General features: G+C 56.5%; 11 protein-coding genes. 5 read left to right on the top strand and 6 right to left on the bottom strand.

Going from position 1 to position 16,282, the window contains the following annotated elements; all coding sequences use genetic code 11:
* Positions 1 to 29: 29 nt before the first annotated feature.
* Genes AC0L8N_RS10625 through AC0L8N_RS10615 form a run of 3 tightly spaced genes read right to left on the bottom strand, consistent with a single transcriptional unit; the run spans position 30 to position 6,540 of the window.
* Positions 30 to 1,910 (bottom strand): NAD(P)-binding protein, encoded by a 1,881-nt coding sequence (locus tag AC0L8N_RS10625; RefSeq protein WP_473667624.1) that lies wholly within the window; start codon positions 1,908 to 1,910, stop codon positions 30 to 32.
* Positions 1,911 to 1,950: 40 nt separating this feature from the next.
* A complete protein-coding gene (locus AC0L8N_RS10620) occupies positions 1,951 to 3,885 on the bottom strand; it encodes an NAD(P)-binding protein (RefSeq protein ID WP_473667623.1) in 1,935 nt (644 codons plus the stop codon).
* A gap of 27 nt (positions 3,886 to 3,912) precedes the next feature.
* Positions 3,913 to 6,540 (bottom strand): TonB-dependent receptor, encoded by a 2,628-nt coding sequence (locus AC0L8N_RS10615; protein ID WP_473667622.1) that lies wholly within the window; start codon positions 6,538 to 6,540, stop codon positions 3,913 to 3,915.
* Positions 6,541 to 6,966: 426 nt separating this feature from the next.
* Here AC0L8N_RS10615 and AC0L8N_RS10610 point away from each other — a divergent pair, with 426 nt between their 5' ends.
* Together AC0L8N_RS10610 and AC0L8N_RS10605 are read left to right on the top strand one after the other, a co-directional pair.
* Positions 6,967 to 7,428: a YybH family protein gene (locus AC0L8N_RS10610; RefSeq protein WP_473667621.1), complete on the top strand. Its 462-nt coding sequence runs from the start codon at positions 6,967 to 6,969 to the stop codon at positions 7,426 to 7,428.
* Between the two features lie 165 nt (positions 7,429 to 7,593).
* Positions 7,594 to 8,184 (top strand): aspartyl/asparaginyl beta-hydroxylase domain-containing protein, encoded by a 591-nt coding sequence (locus AC0L8N_RS10605; RefSeq protein ID WP_473667620.1) that lies wholly within the window; start codon positions 7,594 to 7,596, stop codon positions 8,182 to 8,184.
* Between the two features lie 18 nt (positions 8,185 to 8,202).
* On the opposite strand, the gene AC0L8N_RS10600 is transcribed toward AC0L8N_RS10605, so the two are convergent.
* Entirely contained in the window at positions 8,203 to 10,173 is a 1,971-nt protein-coding gene (locus tag AC0L8N_RS10600; protein ID WP_473667619.1) for a tetratricopeptide repeat-containing sulfotransferase family protein, read from the bottom strand.
* On the bottom strand, positions 10,166 to 11,044 hold the full coding sequence (locus AC0L8N_RS10595; RefSeq protein ID WP_473667617.1) for a methylenetetrahydrofolate reductase: 879 nt from the start codon (positions 11,042 to 11,044) through the stop codon (positions 10,166 to 10,168). The genes AC0L8N_RS10600 and AC0L8N_RS10595 overlap by 8 nt, the downstream gene beginning before the upstream one ends.
* Before the next feature lie 256 nt (positions 11,045 to 11,300).
* Between AC0L8N_RS10595 and AC0L8N_RS10590 the strand changes: the two genes are divergently transcribed.
* The gene (locus AC0L8N_RS10590) at positions 11,301 to 13,265 is read left to right on the top strand and encodes a tetratricopeptide repeat-containing sulfotransferase family protein (RefSeq protein WP_473667615.1); all 1,965 of its coding nucleotides are present in this window, start codon (positions 11,301 to 11,303) and stop codon (positions 13,263 to 13,265) included.
* Here the strand turns inward: AC0L8N_RS10590 and AC0L8N_RS10585 are convergent.
* Positions 13,262 to 14,200, bottom strand: a complete 939-nt coding sequence (locus AC0L8N_RS10585) for a hypothetical protein (protein WP_473667614.1) — start codon at positions 14,198 to 14,200, stop codon at positions 13,262 to 13,264. The two genes, AC0L8N_RS10590 and AC0L8N_RS10585, sit on opposite strands and share 4 nt — an antisense overlap.
* Positions 14,201 to 14,371: 171 nt before the next feature.
* On the opposite strand from AC0L8N_RS10585, the gene AC0L8N_RS10580 reads away from it, so the two are divergent.
* Both AC0L8N_RS10580 and AC0L8N_RS10575 read left to right on the top strand, forming a co-directional pair.
* Positions 14,372 to 14,530 (top strand): hypothetical protein, encoded by a 159-nt coding sequence (locus AC0L8N_RS10580; protein WP_473667613.1) that lies wholly within the window; start codon positions 14,372 to 14,374, stop codon positions 14,528 to 14,530.
* Between the two features lie 370 nt (positions 14,531 to 14,900).
* Complete coding sequence (locus AC0L8N_RS10575) at positions 14,901 to 16,265, top strand: Na+/H+ antiporter NhaC family protein (RefSeq protein WP_473667612.1); 1,365 nt, start codon at positions 14,901 to 14,903, stop codon at positions 16,263 to 16,265.
* Positions 16,266 to 16,282: the final 17 nt, after the last annotated feature.

The raw sequence follows: 16,282 nt of genomic DNA, 5'->3' as shown, positions 1-16,282 counted from the left end.
GGGGCGGTATCGTCAATTGGGGCAGGCGTTCAGCCGGTGTGAATCTGCTCGTTGACCGCCCGGTCCGCGGCATCAACCGCACCGTTGACGTAGGCATAAGCAGACGCATCTGAATTGGCAATCGAAATTCGACCGATTTGTGCACGACCAGCGACGTGCGGACCGTTCTTCGGCGTGAAGCCGGCGGGGTCACTCAGATCGTTGTATTCGTAGGCATAGCCATGCGGCCATCGATTGACGGTGATCGCGGCAATATCCCGTTCTGCATCGAAGCCACCGGGCGCTAACGCACCCGACAACTTGGCAATAATGTCTTGTTCAAAATCATCGAAGGTCAACTGGTAGAGCTGGCGACGACCGGCGACGTGTTGCTCACGCGCACTAAGCCCCTGCTCCGGCGCGGACGGCACCCACGAACCGTGCAGGATTGTCGGTTGTTCCGGATTTTGCGTGAACGTGTAATCGCCCATGCTGACCGGGAAATCCAGACCGAACGAGTATATGTATTTCGACTGGGGAATGAACACACTGCTGTAACCCAACTCAGCCATCGCCTTCCAGTTGCGGACCGCGATTGAGGTGTACACGAGCGGCACTTTCTCCGCGTAATCGATGGCAGCTTTCTGCTCTGCCGGGACTTCGCTACACAGATGCGGCAGTAGTGCATTGTACCCGGCGAACACCACGTGTCTTGCACGAGCACGATAGACGTCGCCGTTGTTTACGTACGTTACGTCAACGAATTCTTGATCGGGGGTATGACTCAAGTTGACTGCAGTGCTGTTGAGACGAATCCGTGTCGGCCGCCCGTTGCGATCCAACTGGCTGTAGTCGACCCGCGACGTTACCAGGTCCTCCATCGTACTTCCGGGCACTGCTTCGGGCAGCAAACTGCGAACGATCGATCGGGCCACACCGGCATTGCCGTCCGGAAAGTGGAAAATATAAGGCTCGTCTCGTTCGTGGCCCTCCTCTTCGAGTTCGCCGATACCCATATGCTGCAGGCCTGGCATTCCTGATCGGTAGGCTTCAAGCGCGGACAGCGAATCCCACCCTACTCCCCACAGGCCGAGAATTGTGTCTCGCAGTACGTCAGTCACTTCGCGGGGAATATTGAGGTACTCGCGCAGAAATTTTGTGTAAGCAATGCTGCCAAGAAAATCGATCTTTTCGCTGCGACTGAGTTCGGGTCGATGGTCCGTCTCATCCCGCATTAGCCCCAGTAACGCGGCTTTGGACTCCCCGGAGATCGGGTACTGCTCGACAATTGCATTGAGCTCGTCCGGGTCGCCACCAAACCCGCCACGGAACAGGTTTGGTGCCGTGACGTCGCGTCCGTAGACATCGGCACTGAAATATATTGCCCTGCCAAGGTCGCGGCTCTTGGTGTAATTCTGATCAAAGTAATCGTAGAAGCGTTCAGTGACGATACCGACGTCTTTAAGCAACTGACTGGACGCCGCCGAAAAATTCCCTGGCCCGTCGATCGACTGGCTGCCGCCGTAACCGATCAGAGTTTGACCGTCGACATTGAACTCGTTGCGTTTGGCGTGACCGCCGAAGTCGTCGTGGTTGTCGAGTACCAGCACTTTCTTGTTCGCACCGGCGCGCTGATGGTAGAAGAGCGCTGAAGACAGCCCGCTGATGCCACCGCCGACGATAATCATGTCGTACACATCATCGGTTTGCCGTTTTGGAGTCGGGTATTTATGCCCGGCCCAGGCCACGGCATGCGCTACTTCGAACGAACCCGCGTGACTGCCACGCATGCCGGTCTTGAGCGGCGGATAGTAATCAGCCGGTAATTGCGCGGCAAGCAGGTCCAGAGGCGACAGTGTGCTGCCGGCTACAGTGGCCAGAGCGACTCCGTTCAGGAAATCCCGGCGTGTGATATCCAGTCTTGAAGGCATGTTCTTCTCAGTTAAGTGGGCGAGAAAGATAGTCCGGTCTTCAGGCCGACATAAGCTCCGCCACGGCCCGGTGCGCCTGGTCTATAGCGACGTCCGTGTAGGCACCGCCACCACTATCCGCATTGGCAATGGAGATGGCTCCGGCACGCGCACGTGCTGTCAGCAAAGGAAGTCCTGCGTCGGGATCAACGAGCGAGTTGTACTCGGGCGCATACCCGTGTGGCCATCGATTCACGGCAATACCAGCGATATCCTTTGCCGCATCAAAGCCGCCGGAACCCAGGACCTGATTCATTTGACGGCGAATGTTGCGTTCAAAGGTTGAGAAAGGCGTGGTAAGCAGCTCTGCCCGACCGGCCTTGTGCTGTTCCCGCTCACTAAGACCAGGCTGTGCCGGTGCACGAGTCATATGCACCATAACCGGTTCGTCCGGTGATTTCGCACTGTGATAGTCGCCAATGTCCATGGCGGTATCGAGGCTGAAGCTTGAGTGATAACCACCGGGACAGCGAAGGCGTGACACGCCGAGATTTGCGAATGCACGCCAATTCGTTAGCGCCACCGACGTATAGACCAGCGGTGTTTTGACAAGATAGTGCAACGCCGTTTTTTGTTGCTCGGGCAGTTCCGGACAGATGAACGGAATCATCATGTTCCAGCAAGCCAGCACACTGTGCTTGCCGCGGACGGAATACGCCTTGCCGTCACGCATGTAGGTGACCTTTACGCCACCACCCTTCGTATTGGTCGCATGCACGGCTGTGCTGGACAGCCGAATATTCACGTTACCAGCGTCGTCATCCAGCTTAGCGTAATTCACTCTGGCAGCGATGGAATCCTCCACCGTTGTGCCCGGCACCGCTTCCGGAATCAGATCGCGTACCAACAGCCGCGCGATTGTCGCGTTGCCATCCGGAAACGCATAGCGGTAGGAGCCACCGGTTTCAATATCTTTGCCTGGCGTATAACCCATGCGTCCGGTCGCTGTGCGCTGCAGATTCAGGCCCTCGAAGCCGGGAAAGCCGACGCCCCAGCAATCAAGTGCGGAAACAGCATCGATACCGCATCCCCAGAGACCGTCGGTGTGGTGAAAATAATAGGGCAAGACAGCGGGATCGGCTTTGACGACCGTCAACAGAAAATCGGCATAGCTTATGCGCGACAAGCGATCCTTTTTGGCGGCGTCTGACAAACCGGGCAGGTAATCGATGCTGCCGGTTTCTATGGCCAGAATGTCTTTGCGAACGACTTCACTCAATGGTGCTTGTGCCAAAAAAGCGGCCGTTTCAGCAACCGATGGTTGGCGACCACCCGATTGCAAGACGAGCTTGTCAGCCCCAAAGGTTTCCTGATCGAAGAAGACGCCAGAACCCAGTTTGTACTTGCGGTACACATCCTGATCGTAGGTCGCGTCCGCCAATTCAAGCGGGTGTATGCCGAGGTGCTGCAGCAATCCGTCAGCAACAGCACTGTACGGGGTCGGACTGGAAATTCCGGCGGTGCCGCCGTTCATGATCAGCAGTTTGCCGTCGACCTGAAATTCATTGCGCTTGGCGTGGCCGCCAAAGTCGTCGTGATTGTCCAGGATAAGAATTCTTGCGTCAGGACCTGCGGCCTTGCGATAAAAGTGCGCGGCGGCCAATCCACTAATTCCGCCACCGACAACGATCAGGTCGTAGTGCTCACCCGTCTCGTCAGCATTTGCAATGGCCTGCGGATTGTCCCGCAGCGCGTGGGCCCCCTCGAAAGAACCCGGGTGACTGCCGCGCATACCTGTTCGGATTGGAGGGTTGTACCCCGGCTGATTCTGGGCTGCGATAGCAGCGTCCGCATCGGCGCCGAAGACCAGCGACGGGATACTGCCACCGGCCACCAGCGTGAGCGCCGCGCCTTGTAAGAAGTCGCGGCGCTCGATGAGCCTGCCCATACCGAGGTCACGGTCATGGGAGTTGCTGCCTTTGCTCTTATCCGTCACAGCAGCCTCAACAGGTCCGGGCCGGGTTTACTCTCCCCAACCCTTCCAGAAGCGCACGCCCGCTTCGCGAGGCCGGGCAACAAACAGCGAGCTGTGATGTGCGCGACCTTCTGCGGTCTGTGCAGCTCCCCATTCGAAGGTGCCGGTTCCGGTCGTGTAAACCGCCCGCTCATCCGTCACGTTATTGATGAACAAACTGACACCCCAGTCTTCAGCATCAAGACTGAATCGCAAATCGCCGATGACGTAGGACGGGGACTTGAACTGTGGATTCGGATCCTCGAGCCCTCTCGGGTCCAGAATCGTCAGGCTGTCGCCCGTGTAGGACCACTGGGTACGAACCGTGAATTCGGTACCGCCGAACATTTTTGTCGGTTTGCTGTAACCAACCCACCAGGCAGCCTTCGAACTCGGCACCAGCGGCAAACGCAAACCCGCAACCAGATCCGGCTCACCGTCGCCAGTCAGATCCTGATCCGTATCGGTCTCAGCTTCCATCCACTCGTAGTTCATGCCGAGTGTCCAGTTTTCGCCAAGTGCGTAGTCCAGTTCGACGTTCACGCCATCGATATGCGCGTTACCCGCATTGGCAATCAGGTTCTGGTACGGCTGGCCGCACACTCCGGCAATGCTGAGTTCGTAGTCAATAACACCGTTCACTTCACACGGCGGATCGGTAGGATCGACCAGGCTAAGCTGATACTTGTCCCAGACCATGTTGTAAGCGGTCATATTGAAGCGGCCTCGACCTTCACCGAAGGTTGATTTGAAGCCAACTTCGTAGTTATCCATGATGTCCGACTCGTACGCCCGCGGGAAGAACGGTTCGCCACGGATGTTGTTCACTCCGCCCTGACGCAGACCCCGCGTGTACAAGGCATAGACCATTTTGTTGTCAGCAAAGTTGTAGTTCAGACTGATCTTGGGAATGAACTGGGTTTCGCCGCCCGACACTTTGGGCGGTGCACCATTGTTCGCAACCCGGTAATCACGGTCGCCGGACGTCGTATCCGGTTCGCCGGAAGACCAGCCTGGCCCGCCCGGGTGATCGACCCAGGTTTGGCGTTCGTTTGACCGATCGAAGTAGCGTCCGCCGAGAGTTAGGTCCCATTCGTCATTGATGTGCCAGGTGGTTTCACCAAACACTGCGGTTTGTTCCCAGTCGGTGTGACCGCCTGAATACCAGTGAGCTTGCGCATTTGGGTAGGTGGTCGGTGTGCCGTAATAATTCGACCAGTACATTTCCCAGTATTGCAGGGAGACCGAATTCTGGTAAATCTCGTTGCTGCCATCGCCGCCTGTGGTCGGCACGGCAAATGGCGTACCTTCCAACGCACCATTGCCACTTTCTTCACGGTACAAACCCACGATCCAGTCGAAGGTCTCGCCTTCGCTGGACAAGCGGATTTCAGCTGTCAGCTTGTCGTCATCCGACTTGCCTTTACTCTTGGTCAGATAGTCAGATTCGACGGTCGGGCCCTGGCAATAAACCGGGAACAAAACCAGGTAGCCGGTTTCCGGATTCGTCCAGTAGTAAGGCATTGCTGCGTTCGGAGTGTACGAAGAATCGTGGCAGTACTGGGCCGCCCAGTAATGAGCGTAGTTCGTGTTATCAAACTGCGATTCAGCGGTCCGTTCGTAGTACGAAACGGCCGCGACCAGCTGCGCGAAGCCAAGATCGCCGTCGATCTTGAGCGACGCCATGTTGAAATCTTCTTTCCGCCATTCATCATGGAAACGGACGGTTTGCAGATCGCCAACGTAGGGATCGTAGTAATTTTCTGAGCCGGAATCGGTGCTCTGATGGTGATAAGACAGCGTGGTTGACCAGCGGTCATTCATGTTCCACAACAGGTGAATGCGCCCACCTACTACATCTGCATCGTTCCAGCGGTCTTTCACGGACGCGCTGTTGTCCAGCGTTCCCCACCCTGAAGGCGCCTTGTTCTCACCGAAGCCGTACGAGTCTGCCGTCCGGCCGAAAACGTTGTCGATGTAACCGCCGTCGTGATCTTTGTAACCGACCACCCGCATGGCGAGCGTGTCATCGACCAGCGGCACGTTGAACATCAACGAACTGCGGTAGCTGACATCGCTCTGGCTGCCGCCACGCAATTCACTGTCGAACATCGCTTCGAATTCGTTCAGTACCGGCTGGTTGGTCACGATGCGCAATGTTCCTGCCTGTGCATCTGAGCCGTACAACGTTCCCTGCGGGCCTGACAGCGCCTCTACCCGAGCGATATCGACCGTGCGGATATTCGGCTGCGAGCCGGTCTGGGTAACCGAGATTTCGTCCAGGTACACCGATGATGTTGCCTGGCCGATAAAGCTGGGGCCGGTAATGGCACCACGGAACACCACCACACTGGAGCCTGCGCCGTAGGAAACAACGTTGATCGAAGGCACGAACCGAGCGTAGTCCTCCATGCCCTTCGCGCCCATCGAGGCCAGCGAATCCTGCGAAATAGCCTGAATGGCAGACGGGATTTCTTGTGCAGACTCCGTTCGTTTGCGCGCGGTTACGGTGATCTCTTCGAGGAAGTCTGTCCGGCTGGCAGCTTCCTGAGCCTCAACCGACTGGCCTGGGCAAAGAGCCGCCGTTACGGCAGCAGCCACCGGTGTGAGCGACATGAGTTTGTGCGTACTATTCATTAAATAGTTTCCCCCGAAATCAGCAATCGTTGCACCAGCAAAACCGGCCGAAGCGTAGTCATAGCCCGTATGGGCAATTTATGTTTGTATCTTAGGTACGTCTAGAAAACAAATCAAACTCATGATAACCGTTTCCGCGCTGGCTCAAAATTCGACACAGTCATTAAATCCTTTCAAATCTATATCCTTATCGAACACATAGGTTAGCCCTGATGAGTAAAACTCATGTTCGGCGTGAGAATATTTCATTCTTTGCAGGCATTTATTGAGTCGTCATTAAAAACTGGCGGCGCGTTTGAACAGTTGGCGACTCTGCGCAAGCAGCTAGGCCCAGGTCATTAATCGCCGGCCTTGCAAGCCAGTTGACACGGCCGCTATCGCAACGGCAATGTCCGGGCTACACCGCATCCCAACAGGAATACTCACATGACCCGTACCGTTCAGAATCTGTTCGTTGTTCTGGCGCTCATCGCATTGCCTGCCTTTGCTAGCGCAGCTGAACCAGAGGACGAAATCCGCGCTCTGGTGGTCGAGTTCAATGACGCCTACCTGCAGAACGACCTGGACAAGTATTTTGATTTCTATGCCGACGATGCAACGCTGTGGTTCAACTCCGGCCGCAGCAAGCTGACATCGTATCGTGACAGCTGGTACAAGTTGATCGGTTCCGGCGGTGGCGTCCGGAAGAATACGCTTTCAGATATCCGGATACAGATGAGCCCCGGCGGCGACGCCGCGATTGCCACCTATCAGGTTGAGATTCAAACGGAATATCCGGGCAACAGACTCAGCAGCCAGAAAGCCCACGAGACCGATGTCTGGTTCAAGACTGACGATGGCTGGCGCATTTCGCACGTCCACTACACGTCGGCCAACGACGACGAATAACGCATCCGGCATAACCTCTTGGGGCGCACTATGCAGAACACGCACACTATGACCGGCGATTCGAGACATGCTGCTGGCCGCAGCAACGCTGCCGTGCGCACCGCAACTGGCCAGCGACACCTTCGGCCAGTTATTCACAGGCAAGACTTGCGGGTCTGACCATCTATGAATATCGACACACCACTGCGCGAGCTGGGTAGCATCGATTCCAGCGCACTACGAGAAGCGATTCTCAGTCAGGACGCTGATGCCTGGAACGAGGACAAGTACCGCCAGGAAGAATTCGAAGTTCACCATGCAACCCAGTCGATCGTGATGCTGTTCGTTAATCTCGATCGCTGGCCCGAACTGGTCGTAAGCAGGGAGCCCGGTTGGCCGCGGCTCGCGGAAACGGCGTTGCCGCTGATGAACCAGATCATTGAAAAACACTACCCGCCGGGCGGCACCGTCATTCGCGCGATGGCCGCCAAACTACTCGCCGGCAAGGTCATCAGCCCGCATTATGACAAACACCCGTCGTTCCATATTGGCCACCGGATCCATATCCCGATAACCACCAACCCCAGGGTTCGGTTCATGATTGATGGCCGACCGTACCGGTTTGAGATCGGCCAGGCCTACGAGATCAACAACCAGAAGACCCATTCCGTGATGAACAAGGGCGCAGAAGATCGCATTACCTTTATTTTTGACTACGTACCAGCGGATCAGGTCGCCGCCGGAAATGAGGGCCAGTCTGTAAGCAAGACAACGTAATGCGCTGGCCGAATCGACCTACACGACAAGTGCCAGCCTGGCCCGAAGCTCGTCAAGGTACGGCTCATAGTGCTTCCAAAAGTCCAGACCGCTGGCATAGAGCGGCTCCCGCACCTGCTCCGCACTGGCGGTGTTAACAGGCCGTCGACTCTTGTGGTATTCGATGCAGGAGGACTCAAAAGGCAATTCGCAGAAATCCAGCAGCCGACGAACCTGCCCCTCAAGATCAGCCACGACATCTTCATACTGCACCCGCAGTATTTTTCCAGGCAGCACATCATCCCAGTGCGCCATCATCTCGATGTACTGGAGGTAGTAGTCGCCGAGCTCGCTCAAATCGTAGGACTGATTCTTACCTTGCGCGAACAGCTGACGATAATTGGCGACACAGGTTGCCAGCGGGTTACGGCGGGCATCGATGATCTTCGCGTGCGGCAAGATACTGAGGATAAAACCCACGTGCGGAAAATTGGCCGGCATCTTGTCCGTAAAATACCGGCAACCGTCACTGCATCGGGCCGCAGTACTCTGGAGATAACTGCGCCCGAGACCGATCAACTCCGCGGGACTCAATTGCTCCATCAACTCAGCATAGTGCAGGCTACCCGGCCGTTTAGCGGGCAAGCTTGAGGTCAGCGTGATGATGGTGGGCAGCTCGCCGCAGCCTTCACTCTGGCTATGACTTGAAAGTATCTGCTCAAGCAACGTTGAGCCGGAACGTGGCATGCCGAGTATAAAAATCGGGGTCGGGTCAGTTGCTGTACGCGCCGCACCGCCCGCAAAAAAGGCGCGCGAGAACACCTCTTTGATCCGGCGGTTATCTCTGCTGAACTTGTCCGGGTCGTAACGTACCAGACGGCGTTTGGCGGTATTGCCCAGCGAATAGTGTTGCCAGGCCGAATCGAACCGCTGTCTATTCTCGAATGCACGCGCCAGAGCAAAGTGAAATCCAACTTCGGATTCCGGATCACTGACGCCAGCTTCGAGCTGCTTCTGCATTAGAAGACAATCGTCGTCGCTCGCAACAAAGCCGTGCAGACTGGCCAGATACCACCACGCAGTTCCAATCTCCGGATGAACCCGCGTGCACTGCGCGTAACTTTCCCGGGCCTCCTCTGCGCGGCCCTCCATACGCAGCATATGACCGCGACCGATGAGGGCCGCCGGGTGATCGGGCGAACTGGCGAGACAACGCTCATAGGCCAGTAACGCGTCCTCCGTTTGACCTACGACACCGTACATATTGCCCAGGTAGGATTGAATCTCGGGATCATCAGGAGCCAGACGTGCCGCAGCCTGAAGTTCAGCAATCGCCTCTGGATAACGATCACGGTCGCGCAGGAATTTACCCAGCTCGAACAATGCATCAGGACGACCCGGAGATAGCTTGACGATTCGCTTCAGGTAGCCCTCGGCCACCGCAAAACGCTCATTGTCTGTCGCCACTTTCGCAAGCACCCGCAGAGCATTCGTATTCGCAGGCTCGCGGCGCAAGATCGCATCGCAGACTTTTTCAGACTCAGCGGAATTTCCCCGGGCCCGCAATGCCTCGGCGTCCTGCAGCAAATTCCCGATCGGCATGACTTCATGCAAGCGACCTCGCAGTTCACTGGCCTCAGCATTGCGGCCAGCATGCTCCAGGGCGACAGCGAGGCCATGCAACGCGGAAGCCTGATTCGGATTGAGCGCAAGTGCCTTTTGAAACAACTGAATGGCACCCTCGTGATCCTGACGCGAGAGCAGTACCACGGCGAGGTCTTCGTAGGGCTTGGGGAATGCCGGCTCCAGCCTGATCGCCAGGCGAAGGTGTTTCTCGGCTTCCTCACTGTCGCCTTTACTGGCGAGAACAGCGCCCAGCATCGCGATCAGATTGACTTCATTTTCCCAGCGCGCAAGTCCTCGACGGCACTCCCGTTCCGCCGCATCGCTGTCATTCGCCTGCATCAGGCGAATGACCTGCTGCAGAGTATGGCGAACGTCGTCAGCCATGCAGTTCCGCCGCGTCAATGACTGCAGGGATTGCCGTCAGGTCCCGGGCTGCCATTATATTTACACCGACGATTCCAGGGATATTGCGCATTGCTTTGATTGTCTCCGCAGCAATCCTGATTCCTTCTTCGCGCGGGTCTTTGGCCGCCTGCAAGCGCTCAATGGTGCTATCCGGCAGCATCGTGTTCGGCCTGTTCGTACGCATCCAGTTTGCGTCTTCGACTGAGCCAAGCACAGCGACGGCACCAATGACGCTGGTCTGCTGAATGAGTTTATTGGTCACCAAGAACCCGAGGTATCGGGACAACAGATTCACATCCATGCAGATGTGGGTCTGCAGGAATTGTGCGCCGGCTTCAATTTTTCCCCGCAAATTCCTGGCACCCCAGTTTGGCTTTGGCATCACGGGCGTCACGATACCGCCGATCAGGAAGTCAGGCTTGTGGGCAAGGTCTTCATCCGCATTCATCGTTGATGCGGTACGAATAAGGTCGGTCGCGGTCAAATCCATGACCGGCTTTGGCTTTGGCTGGAAGCTGTCAGGGGCTCGTTCGCCCGCAACCAGCAACAAGCTGCTAACGCCCATTGCTGCCGCACCCAGCAAATCACTCATCAACGCAATCCTGTTGCGATTGCGACTAGACAGCTGAATGACCGGATCAACCCCGTGATCCAGCAGAATGCTTGCGGCCGCGATCGTTGACATGTGCAACTGGCCGAATTGATTGTCGGTGAGGAGAACGCCGTCCACCGCGTCTCTTAATACGTCAGCCTGAACCTGAATGGCCTGCGCATCGGTTTCCGGACGCAGAAACAATTGCGCAGTGACCGCAAAGTCCTTTTCTCTTACGGCTTTTTTGAAAGTCTTCAATGTCTTACTGGTTCACAGACTGTTTGCAGCGCTGCCCGTGCGCGCAAGGCAATGCAAGAATGGAAGAAGAGCGCAGTGTACACACTAGTCTAAGTTTCCGGTGCACCGCAATTTGCCGATGCTTCGACAACGTTTGACCCGGTTCAAACTCTGTTCGCCAGCTCATCATCCTGCAGTTCGCTTCCGGCTTATCTCCGCTGACGCTACCCGTGGCCCGGGTCTGGCACTCGCTCGTCAGTTATGCTGAACTCCCGCCATGAGTCAGAATGAAAAGCTAAATGCTGCAGTCTCGCAGCTCCGCACAGGCAACTTTGCCGAAGCCGTACGACTTTGTGATCAGTTTCTTGCAACAGCCCCGGGCGATGCCCGTTTTCTATGCCTCGCGGGACAGGCCAGCATTGCGTTGAAGCAGTTTGATAACGCTGAAAAGTACATCGATGAAGCGATTCGCGTAGTCCCCGACTTTGCGCCTGCGTTCGAGATACACGGCGATCTCATGCTTCTGAAAGGAGTCCCGGGCAATGCGCGTGCCTCCTATGAGGTTGCGATTCGGCTGGACCCGAGCAGGAACCTGACGCATGAGAAACTCGGTCGAGCAACACAACTTGAGAATTCTGTTAACGAGGCTCGCGCAGCTCAGGCCCCTGCAAAACGCAGACCTTTCGAGGATGACCTCAGGAAAGCGGTGGCATTCGAAACCAGTGGCGACCTGCAGTCGGCTGAGATGATTTATCGCGACATCCTCACCCGCGATCCAACGCATGTCGAAGCGGCCCGGCTGCTCGCGGGCATCGCCGTGCACCACAAACGCTTCCGCGACGCCGAAGTTTTCCTGAGGAAAGTACTGGAACTTGCACCCGATCACGCACGTGCCTGGCTCGACCTTGCCAACGTGCAACGGGAAATGGACCAGCTTGACGACGCCGTCGACAGTGCCCGACAAGTGTTGCGACTGGCGCCGGACAGTGCCGAATCGTACATGGCCTACGCCGGCGCGATCGGCATGACCGGCGCGCACGAGGAGGCTATTGAAGCTTATCAGCGTGCGATTGCCATGGCACCGGAGAAGGCAGGTGCCATGTGTGCCATGGCGCATCACCAGAAGACAATCGGCCATCAGCACGAGGCGATCGCGAGCTATCGCCGCGCTATTGCGGTCAAGCCGGACCACGCGGAAGCCTACTGGAGCCTCGCCAATCTCAAGACCTTTCGGTTTGAAGACGACGAGGTCGCCGCCATGCAGAAACTGCTAAGCGACGAATCACTGCCAGATGTTTCTCGTGCGCAATTGCACAACGCGCTCGGTCTGGAGCTCGAGTCACGCAAGGACTACAGCGGCGCATTTCAGAACTTTGCGGCCTGCAATAAAATTCAGAGACTCAACGAATCCTACGACCCTGTCGAAACCGAAACCACCTACGATCGGATCATTGAACTTTTCGATGCGGAGTTCTTTGCGAAACACGAGGGTGTACCCGCGTCGGACGTGACGCCTATCCTGGTGGTCGGCCTGCCGCGCTCAGGCTCAACATTGATTGAACAGATTTTGGCCAGTCACAGCCAGGTGGATGGCACGCACGAACTCGGTGACCTGACGCGTGCCGTGCAATCCGTTCGGCGGGGGAAGAACCGGCATTCGCGTTTCCCGGAAACGCTGGCCGAACTGGAGCACTCGGGCTGGCAAAGCATCGCTGCGGAGTATTTGCAGCGCACGGAAATATTTCGCAGTGGCGCTCCGTATTTTATAGACAAAAACCCGAACAACTTCGTTTACATCGGTGTGCTGAAGCTCGCCTTTCCAAATGCCAGAATCATCAATGCGCGACGTCACCCGCTGGACAGTTGCTTCGGTTCGTTTAAACAGCTGTTTGCAAGTGGTCAGCCGTTCACCTACGACATGATCGAACTGGGCGAGTACTACCTGCAATACCAGCGCCTGATGGATCATTGGCACACGGTCTTGCCGGGTTTCGTACTTGACGTTCAATACGAGGATGTCGTCGCCGATCTTGACGGTCAGGTGGCGCGACTTCTCGACTATTGCGGACTACCGTTCGAGGAAGCCTGCTTGCGCTTCCACGAAACCGACCGGGCCGTGAAGACGGCGAGCTCGGAACAAGTGCGGCGGCCTATTTATTCCAGCTCTGTCAATTTGTGGCGCAACTACGAAGCTCATCTGGATGAGCTGGTTCAGATACTGCAACCCATCCTGACCGATTAGTCGAATGGCCAAACTTCGAGGCCGTGGATTGCGTTGCGGATATCCATCGACAAGTTGACCGACCCCACCACCTGATTGGTGGCGATGTCGTAGAGGGTGATTGTCGACGGTGACGAGCCGGCAGCGACAAACCGCTCGCCGACCGGGCATAGTCCGCGGCCGAACGCCTGTCGGGCAATGTTCGTGTCATCGACACCGGCGTACTGCAGTTGCGACTCGTCATAGGAAACGATCTTAAACGCTTTCTCAGCGCCATCGCGGCTGACATAGCGAACACAGTCGCTGGCGGTATCGTTGAAAACTACGCCGTTCAGCCAGGGCCGTGCATTGTGGGTTCCTGCCGGCAGGTCACAAACTGTCGACACCTGCATTTGGTTATTGATGTGCAGGAGCGCTCTGGTCTTAAGTCCGCTCAGGTAAATACCGGTGTCATCGACGTGCACCATATTGATATGGAAATCATTGACCGGCCGTGGGCCCGCCTCGCCGCGCGGATCGAAAGTGTGACCCGTCCAATCGCTGCCGCTACGCTGCAAATGGAACCCCCATTCAAACTGCCTGCTGTCGAGATTGAACGCCAGAAGACTGTCGAAGCCTGTCGAGGTCACGAACAGCATGCGTTCCATTCGGCAGGTTTCGTGGCAATGCTTCAGGTAGCGGTTCCTGAATGACCTTAGTGGCGCAAACTCGCGATCGTAAACAAACAACTCATCACTGGCGGCCACGTAGACATCGTCACCGTCAAACTCGACGCCGCGCAGTCCACGGTCTGCGCCCCGGCCTTCCCAGTCGATCTCGGCGGTGTTCCAGTCCAACCGTTGCGAAGCCTCTTGGCGGGCGAAATCGATGGTATAGACACCGCCATGACTCTCGCCTTGCTGACTGCCGCGCACGACAGATGTAGCGATTAGCTTGGGCAAGGTCACTTCATTCACAGCTTATCCTTCAACGGTTCTGGTCCTGCACGGGAGACGGATACTAGAAGTTGAGCCGCGGTGTTACAACAAGTGGGGCCGTACTGCCTGTGCCTGCGCTTGTGGCATTCGCAGCGAGCGTCTAGTATGCAACAACGTATAGCCCAATGGGGCAAGTCTGGCGGATAGCGAATGACCGAGAAGCCGAATACAGCGCGACGCGACTTTCGTACCGGCAGTGCCCTCGGCGTCGGCATAGCGGCCATGGCGTTGTCAGCCGCCGCCGCTGGTTACTGCGCATCCCCTTTGACTCAGACTGCTCTGCATGGCAATCAACCGACTTTCAAATAGCGGATTTGCGCTCAGCTCAGGTTCGGGACCGAATTGCCCGGTCCAGCCTGGCAGGCCGATGGCCACTTCTACCCGATGATGGTCGGCGTGGTATTTCAGGGTACGCTGTCAAAGCCCTCCGGCGACGGCACTTCGGGCTCGACCCTGGCACCCGTTGAACTGCGGGTCACGATGAATTCGGCTTTCTCGCCACCCCGTGGACGTTTCAGACCCGTGGTGACTCGCCGGCGTCTCGACGTGCATCGAACTTCAGGATTCACTGGAATAGACTCGCTGACAGTACAGCGACACGTACCCCCAAAAATTCAATTTGAAGCTCAGGTGCGCCTGGCCTGCACAGAAATGGCGCAATTAAGGAGCCACTGAAGTCATGATCGAAACCGGTTTCATATCCTTAGTACCAACATTGTGCGTATTCGCGCTCGCCCTGTGGACACGCCGGCCAATCGAGTCGCTGGTTTGCGGCTCCATAGTCGGCCTGGTGATTCTGCACGGCGGCGGCTTTATCAACGGTTTTGCCGAATCATCCATTCGCGTCATGACCAACGAAGATGTTGCGTGGGTCATCCTTGTTTGCGGCTTCATGGGTAGCTTGATCGGCATTCTGATTCGCACCGGTGCAACCGGCGCTTTCACGGAACGCCTCTCAGCCCGCGTGCGCTCGGAGAAAGGTGCACTGATGGCCACCTGGGGTCTCGGCATAGTGATGTTTGTTGATGACTATCTGAACTCCCTGGCCGTCGGTTCCGCCATGCGCGAGTTAACTGACAAGTACAAGGTCTCACGAGAGAAGCTGGCGTACATCGTTGACTCAACCGCAGCACCGATCAGCGTCATTATTCCTTTCTCCACCTGGGGCGCTTTTTTTGCCGGACTACTGGTAGCAAACGGGCTTGCTGAAGAAGGCGAGGGCCTGACCGTCTATATCAGCGCCATTCCCTACATGTTGTATGCGTGGGTAGCGATATTTCTGGTGCCGCTCGTGGTCGCGGGCATTGTGCCAGCCCTCGGCCCAATGAAGGCCGCAGAACGGCGCGCCAAGGAAACCGGCGTAGTGGTCCCGCCGGAAGCCGCGCACATCGAGAAAGCGAACAGAGCGGTAAAGCCGAAAGAAGGCGTCACCCCACGCATTGCAATGTTTCTGGTGCCAATGCTGGCGCTGGTGCTACTCACTATCTGGTTCGACAAAGACTTCCTGAAAGGCATCTACGTCACTCTGGCCGGCACCGTTATCGCAATCCTGGCATTCAGGATTCTCGATCTGAACGATACCTTCGACACAGTCATCGACGGCTTCAAGACCATGGTCGAGCCGCTTGGTGTACTGGTTGCCGCGTTCATACTCAATGACGTGAACGAAGCGCTGGGGCTTGCAGACTATGTCGTCGCCACGATGCAACCGCATCTCACTGCGCAGTTGCTGCCCGCGATTATCTTCTCAACCATGGGGCTGGTGTCGTTTATGACCGGTTCCAACTGGGGCGTTTTCGTCATTATTTTGCCGATAGTAACCACACTCTCAAACAATCTCGGTGCCGACATGTCGCTCGTAATTGGCGCCACCCTGTCTGCCAGTACCTTTGGCAGTCACGCTTGTTTTTACTCAGATGCAACAGTGCTGACGGCGCAATCCACCGGCTGTACACCAATGCAACATGCGTTGACGCAGTTCCCTTACGCATTGATCGCTGCGGTAATAACGACCATCGGATTTCTCACTATTGCGTATATCTAGATAACCGTTAAAGGAAT

Source organism: Woeseia sp. D3-10, from assembly GCF_055809415.1.
This window is presented reverse-complemented; position numbering and strand designations above follow the sequence as displayed.

Coding starts and splice junctions, on each gene's coding strand:
- AC0L8N_RS10580 (WP_473667613.1), top strand. CDS start 14,372: ATGACCGAGAAGCCGAATACAGCGCGACGCGACTTTCGTACCGGCAGT.
- AC0L8N_RS10605 (WP_473667620.1), top strand. CDS start 7,594: ATGAATATCGACACACCACTGCGCGAGCTGGGTAGCATCGATTCCAGC.
- AC0L8N_RS10610 (WP_473667621.1), top strand. CDS start 6,967: ATGACCCGTACCGTTCAGAATCTGTTCGTTGTTCTGGCGCTCATCGCA.
- AC0L8N_RS10575 (WP_473667612.1), top strand. CDS start 14,901: ATGATCGAAACCGGTTTCATATCCTTAGTACCAACATTGTGCGTATTC.
- AC0L8N_RS10625 (WP_473667624.1), bottom strand. CDS start 1,910: ATGCCTTCAAGACTGGATATCACACGCCGGGATTTCCTGAACGGAGTC.
- AC0L8N_RS10615 (WP_473667622.1), bottom strand. CDS start 6,540: ATGAATAGTACGCACAAACTCATGTCGCTCACACCGGTGGCTGCTGCC.
- AC0L8N_RS10590 (WP_473667615.1), top strand. CDS start 11,301: ATGAGTCAGAATGAAAAGCTAAATGCTGCAGTCTCGCAGCTCCGCACA.
- AC0L8N_RS10600 (WP_473667619.1), bottom strand. CDS start 10,173: ATGGCTGACGACGTTCGCCATACTCTGCAGCAGGTCATTCGCCTGATG.